The sequence below is a fragment of the Streptomyces sp. NBC_00435 genome (assembly GCF_036014235.1).
Taxonomy (GTDB): domain Bacteria; phylum Actinomycetota; class Actinomycetes; order Streptomycetales; family Streptomycetaceae; genus Streptomyces.
The window spans coordinates 875,189-891,077 of sequence record NZ_CP107924.1 but is presented as its reverse complement, the minus strand read 5'-3'; the positions used below and the strand labels follow the sequence as shown (position 1 = coordinate 891,077).

13 protein-coding genes are annotated in these 15,889 nt (G+C 72.8%); 9 read left to right on the top strand and 4 right to left on the bottom strand.

Going from position 1 to position 15,889, the window contains the following annotated elements:
• Positions 1–100: 100 nt before the first annotated feature.
• Positions 101–1,414, bottom strand: coding sequence for a phenylacetate--CoA ligase PaaK (gene paaK / locus OG389_RS03910; protein ID WP_328303497.1), 1,314 nt, complete (start codon positions 1,412–1,414; stop codon positions 101–103).
• Positions 1,415–1,658: 244 nt separating this feature from the next.
• Between paaK and OG389_RS03905 the strand changes: the two genes are divergently transcribed.
• A complete protein-coding gene (locus OG389_RS03905; protein WP_328297042.1) occupies positions 1,659–2,009 on the top strand; it encodes an alpha/beta fold hydrolase in 351 nt (116 codons plus the stop codon).
• 142 nt (positions 2,010–2,151) lie between these two features.
• On the opposite strand, the gene OG389_RS03900 is transcribed toward OG389_RS03905, so the two are convergent.
• Positions 2,152–3,798 (bottom strand): acyl-CoA synthetase, encoded by a 1,647-nt coding sequence (locus OG389_RS03900; RefSeq protein WP_328297041.1) that lies wholly within the window; start codon positions 3,796–3,798, stop codon positions 2,152–2,154.
• A gap of 174 nt (positions 3,799–3,972) precedes the next feature.
• On the opposite strand from OG389_RS03900, the gene OG389_RS03895 reads away from it, so the two are divergent.
• From OG389_RS03895 to OG389_RS03875, 5 genes are all read left to right on the top strand, one after another.
• Positions 3,973–4,773 carry a crotonase/enoyl-CoA hydratase family protein gene (locus OG389_RS03895; protein WP_328297040.1) on the top strand — a complete coding sequence of 267 codons (801 nt, stop codon included), beginning with the start codon at positions 3,973–3,975 and terminating at the stop codon, positions 4,771–4,773.
• 196 nt (positions 4,774–4,969) lie between these two features.
• Positions 4,970–5,938 carry an OB-fold nucleic acid binding domain-containing protein gene (locus OG389_RS03890; protein WP_328297039.1) on the top strand — a complete coding sequence of 323 codons (969 nt, stop codon included), beginning with the start codon at positions 4,970–4,972 and terminating at the stop codon, positions 5,936–5,938.
• Positions 5,938–6,996 (top strand): thiolase domain-containing protein, encoded by a 1,059-nt coding sequence (locus OG389_RS03885; RefSeq protein WP_328297038.1) that lies wholly within the window; start codon positions 5,938–5,940, stop codon positions 6,994–6,996. Before OG389_RS03890 ends, OG389_RS03885 begins: the two co-directional genes overlap by 1 nt.
• Positions 6,993–8,168 carry a thiolase domain-containing protein gene (locus tag OG389_RS03880; protein ID WP_328297037.1) on the top strand — a complete coding sequence of 392 codons (1,176 nt, stop codon included), beginning with the start codon at positions 6,993–6,995 and terminating at the stop codon, positions 8,166–8,168. The genes OG389_RS03885 and OG389_RS03880 overlap by 4 nt, the downstream gene beginning before the upstream one ends.
• 150 nt (positions 8,169–8,318) lie before the next feature.
• Positions 8,319–8,546 carry a DUF397 domain-containing protein gene (locus OG389_RS03875; protein ID WP_443059412.1) on the top strand — a complete coding sequence of 76 codons (228 nt, stop codon included), beginning with the start codon at positions 8,319–8,321 and terminating at the stop codon, positions 8,544–8,546.
• A gap of 37 nt (positions 8,547–8,583) precedes the next feature.
• On the opposite strand, the gene OG389_RS03870 is transcribed toward OG389_RS03875, so the two are convergent.
• Positions 8,584–9,804 carry a low temperature requirement protein A gene (locus OG389_RS03870; RefSeq protein WP_328297035.1) on the bottom strand — a complete coding sequence of 407 codons (1,221 nt, stop codon included), beginning with the start codon at positions 9,802–9,804 and terminating at the stop codon, positions 8,584–8,586.
• A gap of 26 nt (positions 9,805–9,830) precedes the next feature.
• Between OG389_RS03870 and OG389_RS03865 the strand changes: the two genes are divergently transcribed.
• The 3 genes from OG389_RS03865 to OG389_RS03855 all read left to right on the top strand — a co-directional run bounded on the left by OG389_RS03865 (position 9,831) and on the right by OG389_RS03855 (position 13,919).
• Positions 9,831–10,247, top strand: coding sequence for an ACT domain-containing protein (locus tag OG389_RS03865; RefSeq protein ID WP_328297034.1), 417 nt, complete (start codon positions 9,831–9,833; stop codon positions 10,245–10,247).
• A 146-nt stretch (positions 10,248–10,393) separates the two neighbouring features.
• A complete protein-coding gene (locus tag OG389_RS03860; protein WP_328297033.1) occupies positions 10,394–13,264 on the top strand; it encodes an ATP-binding protein in 2,871 nt (956 codons plus the stop codon).
• A gap of 154 nt (positions 13,265–13,418) precedes the next feature.
• Positions 13,419–13,919, top strand: a complete 501-nt coding sequence (locus OG389_RS03855) for a hypothetical protein (RefSeq protein WP_328297032.1) — start codon at positions 13,419–13,421, stop codon at positions 13,917–13,919.
• A 63-nt stretch (positions 13,920–13,982) separates the two neighbouring features.
• On the opposite strand, the gene kstD is transcribed toward OG389_RS03855, so the two are convergent.
• Entirely contained in the window at positions 13,983–15,779 is a 1,797-nt protein-coding gene (gene kstD, locus OG389_RS03850) for a 3-oxosteroid 1-dehydrogenase (protein WP_328297031.1), read from the bottom strand.
• Between the last annotated feature and the right edge of the window lie 110 nt (positions 15,780–15,889).

The following is a 15,889-nucleotide window of genomic DNA, read 5'->3' as shown; positions in this document are numbered from 1 at the left end:
GGGCCCGCCGGCTCCCGGTAGGCCCCCCGAAGTGGGCCCGAAGGGGTGGATCCGCCGACGTGGCCGACAGGTCCGCCGGGTGCGGGGCCGGGGCCGCGGCTCAGGGCTCGCGGAGGTCGACCATTCGCTTGATCTTGCCGACCGACCGCTCCAGGGTCTCCGGGTCCACCACCTCCACCGCGACCGACACGCCTATGCCCTCCTTGACGGCCCGCACCACCGAGGCGGCCGCCGCCTCCCGCTGACCGGCGTCGCTCTCCCGGCGCGCCTCCACCCGTACCGTCAGGGCGTCCAGCCGGCCCTCCCGGGTCAGGCGGAGCTGGAAGTGGGGAGCCAGGGCCGGCGTCCGCAGGAGGACCTCCTCGATCTGCGTGGGATAGAGGTTCACCCCACGCAGGATGATCATGTCGTCGCTGCGGCCCGTGATCTTCTCCATGCGGCGGAAGGCCGGCCGGACACTGCCGGGCAGCAGCCGGGTCAGGTCCCGGGTGCGGTAGCGGATGACGGGCATCGCCTCCTTGGTGAGCGAGGTGAACACCAGCTCGCCGGCCTCCCCCTCCGGCAGCACGGCGCCCGTCAGCGGGTCCACCACCTCCGGGTAGAAGTGGTCCTCCCAGATGTGCAGACCGTCCTTGGTCTCCGCGAACTCCTGTGCGACGCCCGGGCCCATCACCTCCGACAGTCCGTAGATGTCCACCGCGTCGATGTCCAGGCGTTCCTCGATCTCGCGGCGCATCTCCTCGGTCCACGGCTCGGCGCCGAAGATGCCGGTACGGAGCGAGGTGGCGCGGGGGTCGATGCCCTGGCGCTCCATCTCGTCCAGCAGGGTCAGCATGTAGGAGGGGGTGACCATGATGACCTCCGGCCGGAAGTCCTGGATCAGCCGCACCTGGCGGTCCGTCATCCCGCCCGAGGCGGGGACGACCGTACAGCCCAGGCGCTCCGCGCCGTAGTGCGCGCCCAGGCCGCCGGTGAACAGGCCGTACCCGTACGCGATGTGGACGATCTGGCCAGGTCTGCCGCCCGCCGCGCGGATGGAGCGGGCGACGACGTCCGCCCAGGTGGACAGGTCCCCGTCCGTGTAACCGACGACGGTCGGCCGGCCCGTGGTCCCGCTGGACGCGTGGACGCGGCGCACCTCGGACCGCGGGACGGCGAACATCCCGAACGGGTACTGGTCGCGCAGATCGGTCTTCGTGGTGAAGGGGAAGAGGGAGAGGTCGGAGAGGGAGCGGCAGTCGTCGGGACGCACCCCCGCCTTGTCGAAGGCCTGCCGGTAGAAGGGCACCCGGTCGTACGCCCGCAGCAAGGTCGCGCGCAGCCGTTCCAGCTGGAGCGCCGCCAGCTCGTCCCGACTCAGCCGCTCACCCTCGTCCGCGGCGCCACCGTGGCCCTTCGCGTACGCCGTACGCATGTCGCCGATGCCGCTGATGTCACCGCTGGCGCCCGTGCTGTCCATGCCGCCCACCCCATTTCGAGTCAACCGACCGATCATTCGGTAGATTGCCGGACCGTGGCGGCCAAATCAATTACTCGAACGAGTGATCGTCTGCTGGGATTGCCCCCATGTCGATCTCCACACCCCCCACCAGCACCTTTACCTTCACCACATACGACTGCCCCTAGGCGCCCCCGACGAGGCCGACTGGGCGGCGTCGATGCCGCTCGCCTACGGCCGCTGGGACGAGGCGGCGCGCGCCCGCGCGGCGCTCGGCCCGGTCCAGAAGAACGCCCGGGCGTCCGCCGCCTTCGCCGGCCCCGGCGCCTACGACCCGCCCGCCACCCGCGAGGCCCTGAGCCGGTTCACCGGCGAGGTGCTGGTGCTGGCGGGCGAGCTGGACTCCAACCCGTCCCCGGCCCTCGCCGCCAGGCTCGCGGAGCTCTTCGCGCGTGGCGTCGCCGACGTCCAGCCGGGTGGGGCGCACCTCCCGTGGCTGGACGACGGGACGTGGTTCGCGCCCCGCGTCGAGCGGTGCCTGAAGAACCGGCGTCTGAGGACCGGCGTCTGAGGACCGGCGTCTGAGGACCGGAGACCGGAGACCTGTGTCCGACCGTCGGCTCCCGCCCGCCCGCCCGGCAGTGCGCACGCACGAGCGGACCGGGACCCGCAAAGGTCCCGGCCCGCAGGCGTGCGCGTACGCGTGCGCGCGGTCAGTTCGCGGAGGCCGCGCCGGCCGCGTCGGCGTCCGTGGCCACCGACTTCGCCCATCGGTAGTCCGCCTTGCCGCTGGGGGAGCGCTGGATGGCGGGGGCGAGGACCAGCTGGCGCGGGATCTTGTAGCCCGCCAGCTTGGTGCGGCAGTGGGACTGGATCTCCTCCAGCGTCGGCTCCGGCGCGCCCTCCCTGATCTGGACCACCGCGGCGACGTGGCTGCCCCAGGTCGGGTCGGCGACCCCGGCCACCAGGGCGTCGTAGACGTCCGGGTGGGACTTCAGGGCCTCCTCGACCTCCTCCGGGTACACCTTCTCGCCGCCCGTGTTGATGCACTGCGAGCCGCGGCCGAGGACCGTCACGATGCCCTGCTCGTCCACGGTCGCCATGTCGCCGAGCAGCACCCACCGCTCCGAGCCCTTCTGGAAGAAGGTCTCGGCGGTCTTGACGGGGTCGTTGTAGTAGCCCAGCGGTACGTACCCGCGCTGCGCGAGCCGTCCCGGTTCGCCGACCGGCACCGGCTCGTGGGTCACCGGGTCGACCACCTGCGTACGCTCGTTGACCTCCAGGCGGAAGCCCTTCTCCGGGCTGGAGTCGTTCGTGGCGCGGCCGTTGGAGCCGGACTCCGAAGAGCCGAAGTTGTTCAGGAGCATCACGTTCGGCACGAGCCGCTGGAACTCGGCGCGCACGGTCTCCGACATGATCGCGCCGGACGAGGAGACGCTGAACAGCGAGGAGAGGTCCGCGCCCTTCAGGGGCCCGTTCAGCGCGTCGATCAGCGGCCGCAGCATGGCGTCGCCGACCAGCGAGACGCTGGAGACCTTCTCCTTCTCGATCGTGCGCAGCACCTCCTCGGGCGCGTACTTGCGGTGGATGACCACCCGCTGCCCGTAGTTGAAGGCGATGAAGGAGGTCAGTGTGGAGGTGCCGTGCATCAGGGGCGGTGCGGGGAAGAAGGTGAGCCCGGCGCCCTTCGACGCGACCCGCTCGGCCAGTTCCTCGGGCCGTTTCACCGGCTCGCCGGAGGGTTCGCCGCCGAAGAGACCGGCGAAGAAGAGGTCCTCGGCGCGCCACATGACGCCCTTGGGCATGCCGGTCGTGCCGCCCGTGTAGATGATGAACAGGTCGTCGGGGGAGCGGGGCGGGAAGCCCCGGCCGGGCGAGCCGGCCGCCTCGGCGTCGGCGTACGCGACGGGCGCGATCGAGGGCTCCGGAGCCCCCTCGGGGGCCGGCCCGACGCGGATCAGGTGGCGCAGCTTCGTGGTCTGGGGCAGCGCGGCCGCGACCCGTTCGGTGAACTCGCCCTCGAAGACGAGCGCGGCCAGGTCGGCGTCGTTGTAGAGGTAGACCAGCTCTTCCTCCACGTACCGGTAGTTCACGTTCACCGGTACCAGGCGGGCCTTGAGGCAGGCCAGGACGGTCTGCAGGTACTCGATCCCGTTGTAGAGGTGCAGGCCCAGGTGCTCGCCGGCCTTGAGGCCGCTGTCCAGCAGGTGGTGCGCGATGCGGTTCGCCGCCGCGTCCAGCTCCGCGTACGTGAGGCGGCGCTCGGCGCCGGTCCCGGGGTGGTCCACGTACACGAGGGCCTCGCGGTCCGGGACCACGTCCACGACCGACTCGAACAGGTCGGCAATGTTGTACTCCACCGGTCCTCCTGACCCAGAAAATCCCATGGCTGGTCTGCTCGGCGGTCATTAGAGCGTCGCCAACCCCAACAGGGAAGGGCGCCGTCCAATAAATCTGACTGGGTGTCAGAAAACTATTGAACTGCACCCGCCCCTCCTGCAACCTGTTCTAGGTCTTGAGACGGGAGGACGGCAATGGGTGGGACCGAACACCTGACCGTGGAACGCCACGGCGCCACGCTGGTGCTCACCATGAACAGGCCCGAGGCGAAGAACGCGCTCTCGCTGCCGCTGTTGGTGGGGCTGTACGACGGCTGGCTGGAGGCGGACGCGGACGACACGATCCGCTCGGTGGTGCTCACGGGCGCCGGCGGGGACTTCTGCGCCGGAATGGACCTGAAGGCACTGGCAGGCAAGGGCATGGCGGGCGACCAGTACCGGGACCGGCTCAAGGCCGACCCGGACCTGCACTGGAAGGCCATGCTGCGCCACCACCGGCCGCGCAAGCCCGTCATCGCGGCGGTCGAGGGGTACTGCGTGGCCGGCGGGACGGAGATCCTCCAGGGCACGGACATCCGTGTGGCGGGGGAGGGCGCGACCTTCGGCCTGTTCGAGGTCAAGCGCGGACTCTTCCCGATCGGTGGCTCGACCGTACGGCTGCCGCGGCAGATCCCGCGGACGCACGCACTGGAGATGCTGCTGACCGGACGGCCGTACGCGGCCGAGGAGGCGGCGCGGATCGGGCTCATCGGGCGGGTGGTGCCGGACGGCACGGCGTTGGAGACCGCCCTGGAGATCGCCGAGCGGATCAACGCGTGCGGGCCGCTGGCGGTGGAGGCGGTGAAGGCGTCCGTCTACGAGACCGCCGAGCTGACCGAGACGGAGGGGCTGGCCTCCGAACTCCTGCGGGGGTGGCCGGTCTTCGATACGGCCGACGCCAAGGAAGGGGCCCGGGCCTTCGCGGAGAAGCGACCCGCGGTGTACCGGCGGGAGTAGCCGTGCCCGTGGCCGGGCCCGCGCCCCGCGCCCCGTGGCCAAGGCGCCGGTCCGTGGTTCGGGTGCGGCGCCGTTGCCGGGGCCAGCCCCGGACCTCCCGCTCCTCAAACACCGGAGGGGCTGAATGCGCGGGGCCGGGACATCCCCCGCGCCCGACCGTCGACCGTCCTCGGAACCAACACATCGGAGACCACCCATGACAGCCCCGTCCCCACCCGAGATCCTCCGGGCGCCCCTCGTCGTCGAGTTCCCCTTCACCCGGTCCCTCGGGCCCGTGCAGAGCGCCTTCCTCACCGGGCTGCGCGAAGGCGTCGTCCTCGGGGTCACGACCGCCGACGGCAAGGTGATGGTGCCGCCCGTCGAGTACGACCCCGTCACCGCCGAGGAGATCCGCGAGCTGGTCGAGGTGGGCACCACCGGGACCGTCACCACCTGGGCCTGGAACGGTTCCCCGCGCCCCAACCAGCCCCTGGCCACCCCCTTCGCCTGGGTCCTGGTCCGCCTCGACGGCGCCGACACCGCGATCCTGCACGCCCTCGACGCCCCCGGGCCCGGGGCGGTCGCCACCGGGATGCGGGTCCGCGTGCGCTGGGCCGCGGAGCGGACCGGAGCCATCACCGACATCGCCTGCTTCGAGCCCGCCGACTCCCAGGACACCGCCTCAGCCGCGCAAGCGGCCCCGCACACCGGGGAGTTCGCCGACGCCGTCACCGGCATCGTCGCCCAGGCCCGCCTGGACTACTCGTACAGCCCCGGCCGCGCGCAGACCGCGTACATCGCGGGGCTCTCCGAGCGGAAGACGATCGGCGAGCGCTGCCCCTCCTGCCACAAGGTGTACGTGCCCCCGCGCGGCGCCTGCCCCACCTGCGGGGTCGCCACCACCGACCGGGTCGAGGTCGGGCCGGCGGGCACGGTGACCACGTACTGCATCGTCAACATCAAGGCCAGGAACCTCGACATCGAAGTCCCCTACGTCTACGCCCACATCGCCCTCGACGGCGCCGGGCTCGCCCTCCACGGCCGGATCGGCGGCATCCCGTACGACCAGGTCCGCATGGGCCTGCGCGTCGAGCCCGTCTGGACCGAGGGCGGCCGCTACCCCGACCACTACCGCCCCACCGGAGAGCCGGACGCGGACTACGACGTGTACAAGGAGCTCATCTGATGGCCCGATACGCCCGCGAGGTCGCGGTGGTCGCCTTCGCGCAGAGCGACCACCTGCGCCGCACAGACGAGCTCAGCGAAGTCGAGATGGTCATGCCGGTCCTGCACCAGGTGCTGGCCGCCACCGGCCTGAAGGCGGGCGAGATCGGCTTCACCTGCTCCGGGTCCAGCGACTACCTCGCCGGCCGGGCCTTCTCCTTCACCATGACCCTCGACGGGGTCGGCGCCTGGCCGCCCATCTCCGAGTCGCACGTGGAGATGGACGGCGCCTGGGCCCTGTACGAGGCCTGGGTCAAGATCCAGACCGGCGAGGCCGACACGGCGCTCGTGTATTCCTACGGCAAGTCCTCCCCGGGATCCGTACGGGACGTCCTGACGCGCCAGCTCGACCCGTACTACCTGGCTCCGCTCTGGCCCGACTCGGTGGCCCTCGCCGCCCTCCAGGCACAGGCCCTCATCGACGCCGGGGAGACCGACGAAGCCCGGCTCGCCGCCATCGGCGCCCGCAGCCGGGCCGCCGCGAGCGCCAACCCGCACGCCCAGCTCAGCGGCGTCGTCCCGCAGGGCGAATACCAGGTCGCCCCGCTGCGCACCGGGGACTGCCCGCCCATCGGCGACGGGGCCGCCGCCGTCGTCCTGGCCGCCGGGGACGTGGCCCGGCGGCTCTGCGAGCGGCCCGCCTGGATCACCGGCATCGACCACCGCATCGAGGCCCACAGCCTCGGGCTGCGCGACCTCACCGACTCCCCGTCCACGCGGATCGCCGCGGAGCACGCGGGCGTGTTCGAGGGGCCGGTGGACACGGCCGAACTGCACGCCGCCTTCTCCTCCCAGGAGGTCGTGCTCCGCAAGGCCCTCGGACTCGGCGAGGACGTGTCCGTCAACCCGTCGGGCGGAGCACTGGCCGCCAATCCGATCATGGCCGCCGGGCTGATCCGGATCGGCGAGGCGGCCGCCCGCATCCACCGCGGCGAGTCCGACCGGGCCGTCGCGCACGCCACCTCCGGCCCCTGCCTCCAGCAGAACCTGGTCGCCGTCCTGGAAGGGGACCGAGCATGAGCACGTCGGGCAAGGAGCCGGTGGCCGTCGTCGGCATCGGCCAGACCAAGCACGTCGCCGCCCGCCACGATGTCTCCATCGCCGGACTGGTCCGGGAGGCCGCGGCGCGGGCGCTCGCGGACGCCGAGCTGACCTGGGCGGACATCGACGCGGTCGTCATCGGCAAGGCCCCCGACTTCTTCGAGGGCGTGATGATGCCGGAGCTCTACCTGGCGGACGCCCTCGGAGCCGTCGGCAAGCCCATGCTCCGCGTGCACACGGCCGGTTCGGTGGGCGGGTCCACGGCGCTGGTCGCCTCCAACCTGGTCGCCGCCCGCGTGCACCGCACCGTACTGACCCTGGCCTTCGAGAAGCAGTCCGAGTCCAACGCCATGTGGGGGCTCTCGCTGCCCGTCCCCTTCCAGCAGCCGCTGCTGGCCGGGGCCGGCGGGTTCTTCGCCCCGCACGTGCGCGCGTACATGCGGCGGACCGGCGCCCCCGACACGGTGGGCTCCCTCGTCGCGTACAAGGACCGCCGCAACGCGCTGAAGAACCCGTACGCGCACCTGCACGAGCACGACATCACCCTGGAGAAGGTCCAGGCCTCGCCGATGCTCTGGGACCCGATCCGGTACTCCGAGACCTGCCCGTCCTCCGACGGCGCCTGCGCGATGATCCTCACCGACCGGGCGGGCGCCGCCCGTTCGCCGAAACCGCCGGCCTGGGTGCACGGCGGGGCGATGCGCAGCGAGCCGACCCTCTTCGCGGGCAAGGACTTCGTGTCCCCGCAGGCGGGCAAGGACTGCGCCGCCGACGTCTACCGGCAGGCGGGGATCACCGATCCGCGCCGGGAGATCGACGCGGTGGAGATGTACGTGCCGTTCTCCTGGTACGAGCCGATGTGGCTGGAGAACCTCGGCTTCGCAGGGGAGGGCGAGGGCTGGAAGCTCACCGAGGCCGGGGTCACGGAGCTGGACGGGGACCTCCCGGTCAACCCGTCGGGCGGCGTGCTGTCCACCAACCCGATCGGCGCCTCCGGGATGATCCGCTTCGCGGAGGCGGCGCTCCAGGTGCGCGGTCAGGCCGGTGAGCACCAAGTCCCCGACGCGCGGCGGGCGATGGGGCACGCGTACGGCGGAGGGGCGCAGTTCTTCGCGATGTGGCTGGTGGGAGCGCAGCCGCCGTCCTCCTGAACGCACGGGAACGGAACCGGCGTTCCGGTGGGGTGCCGCACAGGCCGCGAGTGACCCACCGTGGTCTGTGCGGCACGGCGTGCGATGGCTAACCTTGCCCCGGGACGACGTACCGGTAGTACCGGGAGGAGCACGCACGTGGCAGAGAGCATGACTTCGCAGGCGCCGGTCGGCTGGGGAAAGCCGGACCTCGATCTGACCGAGGCCGACTGGCAGTCGAGCAGCCGGGGGGCGGGTGACGTCCAGATCGCCTTCGTGGAGGGGTTCATCGCCATGCGCAACGGCGACCGCCCCGAAAGCCCCTCGCTGATCTTCGCGCCGGACGAGTGGCGCAAGTTCGTGCTGAACGCGCGGGGCGGGGAGTTCGACCTGACGTGACCGGCACCACGCGATCCGGCCCGGCGGCCCCCTCCGTTCAGGGAAGGGGTGGCCGGGCCGGCGCCGCCGACCGGCGCCGGTACTCCGTCAGGAGCGGCCACCAGGCCGCCAGGGCCAGCAGCCACACCAGTTGGGCGGGGGTCCGCCCGCCCGCCCAACCGCCCGCGCCGAGTACGAGGACCAGCGGCGGGCCGGCCGACAGCAGGGCCGGGCCCGGCCCCCGGCCCGAGGCGGCCACCGCCACCCCCGCGATCAGCAGGTACACCGCCAGGCTCCCGCACAGCAGCCAGCGCACCGGATCCGGGACCGGTTCGCCGGCGTGGGCCAAGCAGTGGCCGAGCCCGGCCGCCAGCGCCGCCACCGAGCCAGCGGTGAAACAGTGCAGGGACAGGGTCAGACGTACCGGCAGGGCTCCCGGCGCCAGCAGCGGCACCCCGTCCGAACCCCGCCGCAGGGACAGCGACCACAGCAGGACCAGCAGCATGAAGGAGCCCGTACCGGCCGCGTACAGCGCCCGGTCCCACGGCACCTGCGAGGCCGCGGCCACCGCCTGCGCGATGCCCTCGCCCAGCACGATGAGCACGAACAGGCCCAGGCGCTCACCGAGGTGCGGCGCGTCCGTCCGGGCGGCACGCGGCTTCGGCTCCGGCCCGTGACGGGGCAGGGACCGCGCCGCCGAGGCCCGCGCCGCGGCCCGCGCGTACCGCGTGTCCACGGCGGCCGTCAGCCGGCTGCCGGACACCGTGAACATGACCACCAGGTCGATGGCCAGGCCCAGCGCCCACAGCCAGTACCGCGCCGTCCCGTCGAACCACATCGACACGATCCACGGCGTCAGCCCCAGCCCCATCTGGCTGATCGGCAGATCGGCCACGTACTCCCCGCGCCGTCCCCACGCCTTGCCGGCCAGCGACCGCACCAGGATGTAGGCGAGCGCGAAGGCCCCTGCCCGGTCCTCCCGCACGCCGTGCACCGAGGCCGCCATCACCGCGAGGCCGAACATCCCCGCCAGCACCGTCCAGGTGCGGGCCTCGTCCCCGGAGACGTTCCCGTACACGGTGAACAGCATCCAGCCGGTCCAGAACGCCAGGAACGTCAGCGTGTACAGCGCGAGCTCGGCGGCGCCCGGGCCCTCGTGCAGCAGATGGGCGAGCTGGGCGACGCCCGCCACCGCCGTCAGGTCGAAGAACAGTTCCAGCCAGGAGGCGTGCCGCTCGGCGCCCCCGTCCACCGCGGGCGGTGCCGCCGATTCGGTCATATCGGGATGATAGGTAAGGTGGCGGTATGAGTGGAGAGAGCGACCTGCGGAAACTGCTGAGCGGAATGCGACCCGAGCTGAACGACGGGCTGTACGTGTTCTGCACCGTCCCCGGAGACACCGACCCGCAGGCCCTGGCCGGGCTCACCCCGGTCGCCTCCGTCCTGGAACCCGAGGGACTCACCCTGGTCCTGAGCCAGGAGGACGCCGACGGGGCCGGCCTCCCGTACGACTACACCGCCGGCTGGATCACCCTGCGCGTGCACTCCGCCCTCGACGCCGTCGGCCTCACCGCGGCCTTCGCCACCGAGCTGGGCGCGCACGGCCTGAGTTGCAACGTCATCGCCGGCTACCACCACGACCACCTCTTCGTCGACGCCGACCGGGCGGACGAGGCCGTGGCCGTCCTGGAGGCGCTCGCCGCCCGCTCCGCGGCGGAGTGAACCGCCGCGGAGGGCCCCGGCACCACGCCGCAGGCCCCCGCACGGAGCCCCCGAAAAGAAGATCAGTTGGATTTTCCGCACGGGGCTCCCCGCACGGGTGCGCGGGCGTACGCTGAACCCCCGAACAGGCCTGGGGGGTACCAGCCATGACGGAACGCCGGACCCGCAATCGGCGCACGATGTTCGAACGCGACACCGAGCTCGCGGTAGTCGACGAGGCCCTGGACCAGCTCATGGATCCGGGGGCCGAAGCCGGCGGAGCCCTGCTGGCACTCTCCGGACCCGCCGGGCTCGGCAAGACCACGCTCCTCGCCGAAGTCCGCCGCCGCGCCCACGCCAGGGCCTGCACCGTCCTGGCCGCCCGCGGCGGCGAACAGGAGCAGAGCCAGCCCTTCCACGTCGCCCGCCAGCTCATCCAGCCCCAGCTGGCCGGCACCACCGACGAGGAACTGCGCTCCGCCCTCGGCAGCTGGTACTCCATCGTCGGCCCCGCCCTCGGCCTGTGCGCCCCCGAACAGGGCGCGCCGCCCGACCCCCAGGGCCTGCGCGACGGACTCGACTGGGTCCTCACCCACCTCGTCGTCCAGCGCGCCCCCGTCGCCCTGGTCCTCGACGACGCCCACTGGGCCGACCCCGAATCCCTCTCCTGGCTCGCCGCCTTCGCCCCGCGCGCCGAACACCTCCCGCTGCTCCTCGTCGTCGCCTACCGCCCCGACGAACTGCCCGCCCACGCCGAGGCCTTCCGTACGCTGCCCGGCCGCGCGGGCCACCGCCCGCTGACGCTCGCGCCGCTCACCGCCGAGGCCGTCTCCACCCTGGTGCGCGAGGCCGTCGGCGACCACGCCGACGACGCCTTCTGCCGCGAGGCCTGGACCGTCACCACCGGCAACCCCTTCGAAGCCGTCGAGCTCACCGCGAAGGTGCGGGACAAGGGCCTCGCCCCCGTCGAAGCCAGCGCCCCGCTGCTGCGCGACCTCGTCGCCGCCCAGCGCGGCAGCGGCCTCGTCGCCCGCCTGCACAGCCTCGGCCCCTCCACCGTCCGCTACGCCTGGGCCTGCGCCGTACTCGGCACCGACATCCCCGGCGAGCTCGCGGCACGGATCGCCGGTCTCGGCACGGAGGAGGCCGTCGACGCCACCCGGCGGCTGCGCGACGCCCGCATCCTGTCGGCCGCCGCCGAAGCCGCGGAGCCCGCGGGGACCTGGGCCGGAGCCGGCGAATCGGACGAGGACGGGCTGGAGTTCGTCCACCCGCTCATCGCCACCGCCATCTACCGCGGCATCCCCGACGCCCTGCGGGTCGCCCTGCACGGCAAGGCCGCCGCGGCCGTCGTCGACGCCGGACTGGGCCCGTCCACCGCCGCCCGGCACCTGCTGGAGACCCACCCCGAGAACGACCCCTGGGTGGTCCGCACCCTGCGCGAAGCCGCCGGCGAGAACCTGCGGGCCGGAGCCCCCGAAGCCGCCCGGCGCCAGCTCGCGCGGGCCCTGCGGGAACCCCCGGACTTCGACGAGCGCGCGGCCGTCCTGTACGAACTGGGCTGCGCCTCCCTGCTCACCGAGCCCGCCAACACCGTCAACCACCTGCGCGCCGCCCTCGCGGAGCCCTTCGAGGACCCGACCCTGCGCCAGGGCATCGTGATCCGGCTGGCCCAGGTGCTCTCGCACAGCGACCGCCTCGCCGAGGCCTCGGACTGCCTCGCGCGGGAGATCCCGCACACCCAGGACGTACGCGCCCGGCTGCGCCTGCAGTCCGAACAGTTCATGTGGGACGCCTTCAACGCCGCCGAGACCGACTCCCCGGCGCGCTCGCGGCGCCTCACGAAACTCGCGGACCGGCTGACCGGCCGGGACCTGACCGAGCGGTACGTCATCGGGCTGCGCGCCTGGGACGCGTGTCTGCGCGGGGAGCCGGTCGACGTGGTCCTCCACCACGCCGGCCGGGTCCTGGAGACCGGGTTCAGCTGGGCGTACGAGGACCGGGGCTTCGAGGTCCCGGTGCTCGTCGCGATGGTGCACATGTACGCGGACCGGCCGGGCCGGGCCGAGGAACTGTTCCTGGCCGGGACGGCCGAGTTCGAGCGGCAGGGCTGGCGCGGGGCCCACCTGTCCTTCGCCTACAGCCTGCGCGCCTACATCCTCTACCGGCGCGGGCGCCTGGTGGAGGCCGAGGAGCTGGCGCTGGCCGGGCTGCGCATCGCGGAGCGCGTCGGGCGGCGTACGCCCGTGCACTGGTACGCCATCGCGATCCTGGTCGCCACGCTGGTGGCGCGGGGCCGGGTGGACGAGGCCTGGGAGCTGGTCCGGGAACACGAGTACGGCGAGCCCTTCCCGGCGGCGGTCGTCTTCCCCGACTCCCAGACGGTCTACGCGGAACTCCTGCTGGCCCGCGGCCAGGCGAAGGCCGCGGCGGCCGAACTGGAGGCCGTGGACCGCAGGCTCTCCCCGCGCGGAATCCAGAACCCGTCCTGGTGCCCGTGGCGGCTCCACCTGGCGCGCGCCCTGGCCGGCGACGACCCGGAACGGGCGCGGGAGCTGGCCGCCGACGCGGTACGCAGGGCCCGCGCGTTCGGGGCCCCGTCGGGCATCGGCCAAGCCCTGCGGGTGGCGGCGGAGGTGGCTGAACCGGGATCCGGGCGAGCGGCCCTGCTCCAGGAGTCGGTCCAGCTGCTGTCGGCATCCCCGGCGGGGTACGAGCTCGCGCTCGCGCTGGCCGCGCTGGGGGAGGAGACGGGCGACGCGGACGCACTCCTGCGGGCCGTGGTCGCGGCCCGGCAGTGCGGGGCGGACGGCCTCGCCACCACCGCCACGGCGGCGCTGCTGGCACTGGGCGGACCCGTGCCGTGCGCGATCACCTGGGAGGACGCGCTGGACCAGGAGGACTGGGACGTGGCGGAGCGGCTCCTCTCCGGGGACGCGGACGTCTCCGAGGAGGAGCAGTCCCAGGTCTACCGCAAGCTGGGCACGGACCGGGCGGGGCTCCGGGACGCGGTGGACTCCCTGGCCCGTCGCCGCTGACGGGGCCGAAGGGCCGCCTCAATCGCCGGCAGGGCTGGATTTTGTCGGCGTCGGACCGCACGTGCGGGCCGTCGTCTTCGGCCCGGACCGCGAGCCCCGGGGGAGCCTGGGGGTGGAGGGCCGGGAAGGGCGGCCGGGCACGTACCATTGCGGCATGTCCTTCCTCCGCCGCCACCGCGCCGCCACACCCGACGGCCCGGACTTCGATGTCCTGGCCATGGACCCGGGGGACTGGCCGGGCAATCTCGGGGCCGGGCTGCTGCCCGCGCCCGACGGCAGCTGCCAGGGTGTCTTCCTCCGCTACGACCTGTTCGGCGGACGCGGCCCCGCGATGATCATCGGAAACCTCCCCGAGGGTTCCCCGGCCCGCGACCTCGCCGAGGGCCAGGTCCCCTTCGAGGTGGCCCAGCTCCTCGACGCCCTCGAGAACGACGAGGACGTCGAGGTCACCGGCGCCGAGGACTGCCCCGTCATGCAGGGCGACAACCTCCTCATCGTCCGGAAGATCAAGCTCTCCGAGAGCCGGATCAGCTGCGTGCAGTTCGACCGCAGCGACAACGTGCTGGTCACCATCGCGAGCTGGGACCGCCCGATCACCGACGACCTCTACGCGCTGCTGAAGCCGCTCCCGGCCGAGCTCTTCCAGCAGAGCTAGTGGCGCGGCAGGGCTAGTGGCCCTCGCGGCCGCGGCCGGCCGGGCCCGAGGGGCCCGCCGGGATCACGCGTCCGCGATGTCGTTGGCGGCCACGTAGCCGAACGTCATCGCGGGCCCGATCGTGGACCCGGCGCCCGCGTAGCTGTGCCCCATCACGGCCGCACTCGCGTTGCCCGCCGCCCACAGGCCCCGGATCACCGATCCGTCCGCCCGCAGGGCGCGGGCCCGCGCGTCCGTGACGATGCCGCCCTTCGTGCCCAGGTCACCCGGCACGATCTTGAAGGCGTAGAACGGCGGCGCCCAGATCGGAGCCAGGCAGGAGTTCGGCGTGACGCCCGGGTCCGTGTAGTAGTGGTCGTACGCCGTGTCGCCCCGGTGGTAGTCGGAGTCGTTGCCGCTCCACGCCTGGGCGTTGAACCGGTTGAGGGTGGAGCGCAGGGAGGCCGCCGGCACCCCGATCTGATTGGCCAGCGCGTCCCAGGTCCACGCCTTCTTCGCCGCACCCACCTCGTACCACGAGTCGGGGAAGACGATCGTCGGCAGGATGTCCTTGAACAGGTACTTGCTGCGGTAGTTCTGATCGACGATCAGCCAGGCCGGGATGTGGGACCCGGTCGCGCCCCGGTCCTTCTCGTACATCACGTGCACCACATCACTGTACGGAGCGGCCTCGTTGACGAAACGGGCTCCCTTGCCGTTGACCATCAGGCCGCCGGGCAGGGTCCGTTCGGCCAGGCAGAAGTACGGTTCGTTCGGGAGCGGGATCGAGGGACCCCACCAGGCGTCGTCCATCAACGCCAGTGCGGCACCCGCCCGCTGGCCCGCCCGGATCCCGTCGCCCGTGTTCTCCTTCGCACCGACCGACCACTGGGTGCCGATCGGCTGCTGCTGGAACTGCGCCCGCATCTCCGCGTTGTGCTCGAAACCGCCCGAGCCGATGACGACGCCCTTGCGGGCCCGTACGACGCCCCGTACGCCCTCCTTCTCGACCACGACACCGGTGACCGCGCCGCTCTCCTGCACCAGGTCCACGAGCGGGCTGTTCAGCCACACCGGCACCCCGGCCTGCAGCAGCCCGGCGCGCAGGCCGGTCGCCAGGGCCTGGCCCATGGTCAGCGGTTTCTGCCCGCACAGCGCGGCCGCCGTGCCGCGGGCCAGGCATTCGGTGGACACCGCGAGGCCCTTGGCGCTCACGGCGGCGAGGTTGAGCCATTTGTAGTCCTGGCTGAACACCACCATGCCGGCCGGCACGGGCATGTACGCCGGGTTCAGGTGGGCCAGTTCGGCGCCGAGGATGTGGCCGTCGATCTGGTCCGGCTCGATGGAGCGGCCGTTCGGGAGCCCGCCGGGGAGGTTCGGGTAGTAGTCGCTGTAGCCGTCCATGAAGCGGAAGCGCAGCGGGCTGTTGGCCATCACGAAGTCCAGCATCCGGGGGCCGTTGGCGAGGAAGGCCGCCTGCCGGTCCGCCGACGAGCCGCCGCCGACGACGGCCGACAGGTACGCCGCCGCCTTCGCCGGGGTGTCCGGGACGCCCGCGGCCAGGATCACCGAGTTGTTCGGCAGCCAGATCCCGGCGCCGGAGCGGGCGGCCGAGCCTCCGAACGTCGAGGCCTTCTCGACCACGAGCACGCTCAGGCCCCGCTTGGCGGCGGTGAGCGCGGCGGTCATTCCGGATGCCCCGGAGCCGACCACGACGACGTCGTACTCGCCGAGCGGGGGCCCGTCCGCGGCGCGCGCCGCGGACGAGGGCAGCACGGTGGCGGCGAGCACCCCGGCACCGGTCCCGGCGAGGACCGTCCGGCGGGAGGGGAGGGCGGAGCTCGGTTCGGCACTCGCTGCGGAGACGGGTCTCGCGGTCATGGGCAGGCTCCAGCGAAGAGAGGAATGAGGGGGACGGCTCCAGCATTCTGATGCTGAGTCAGAAAAGGTCTTCGGGGGATCATGTGAAGTCAAGGCATTCGCGTCGGTCA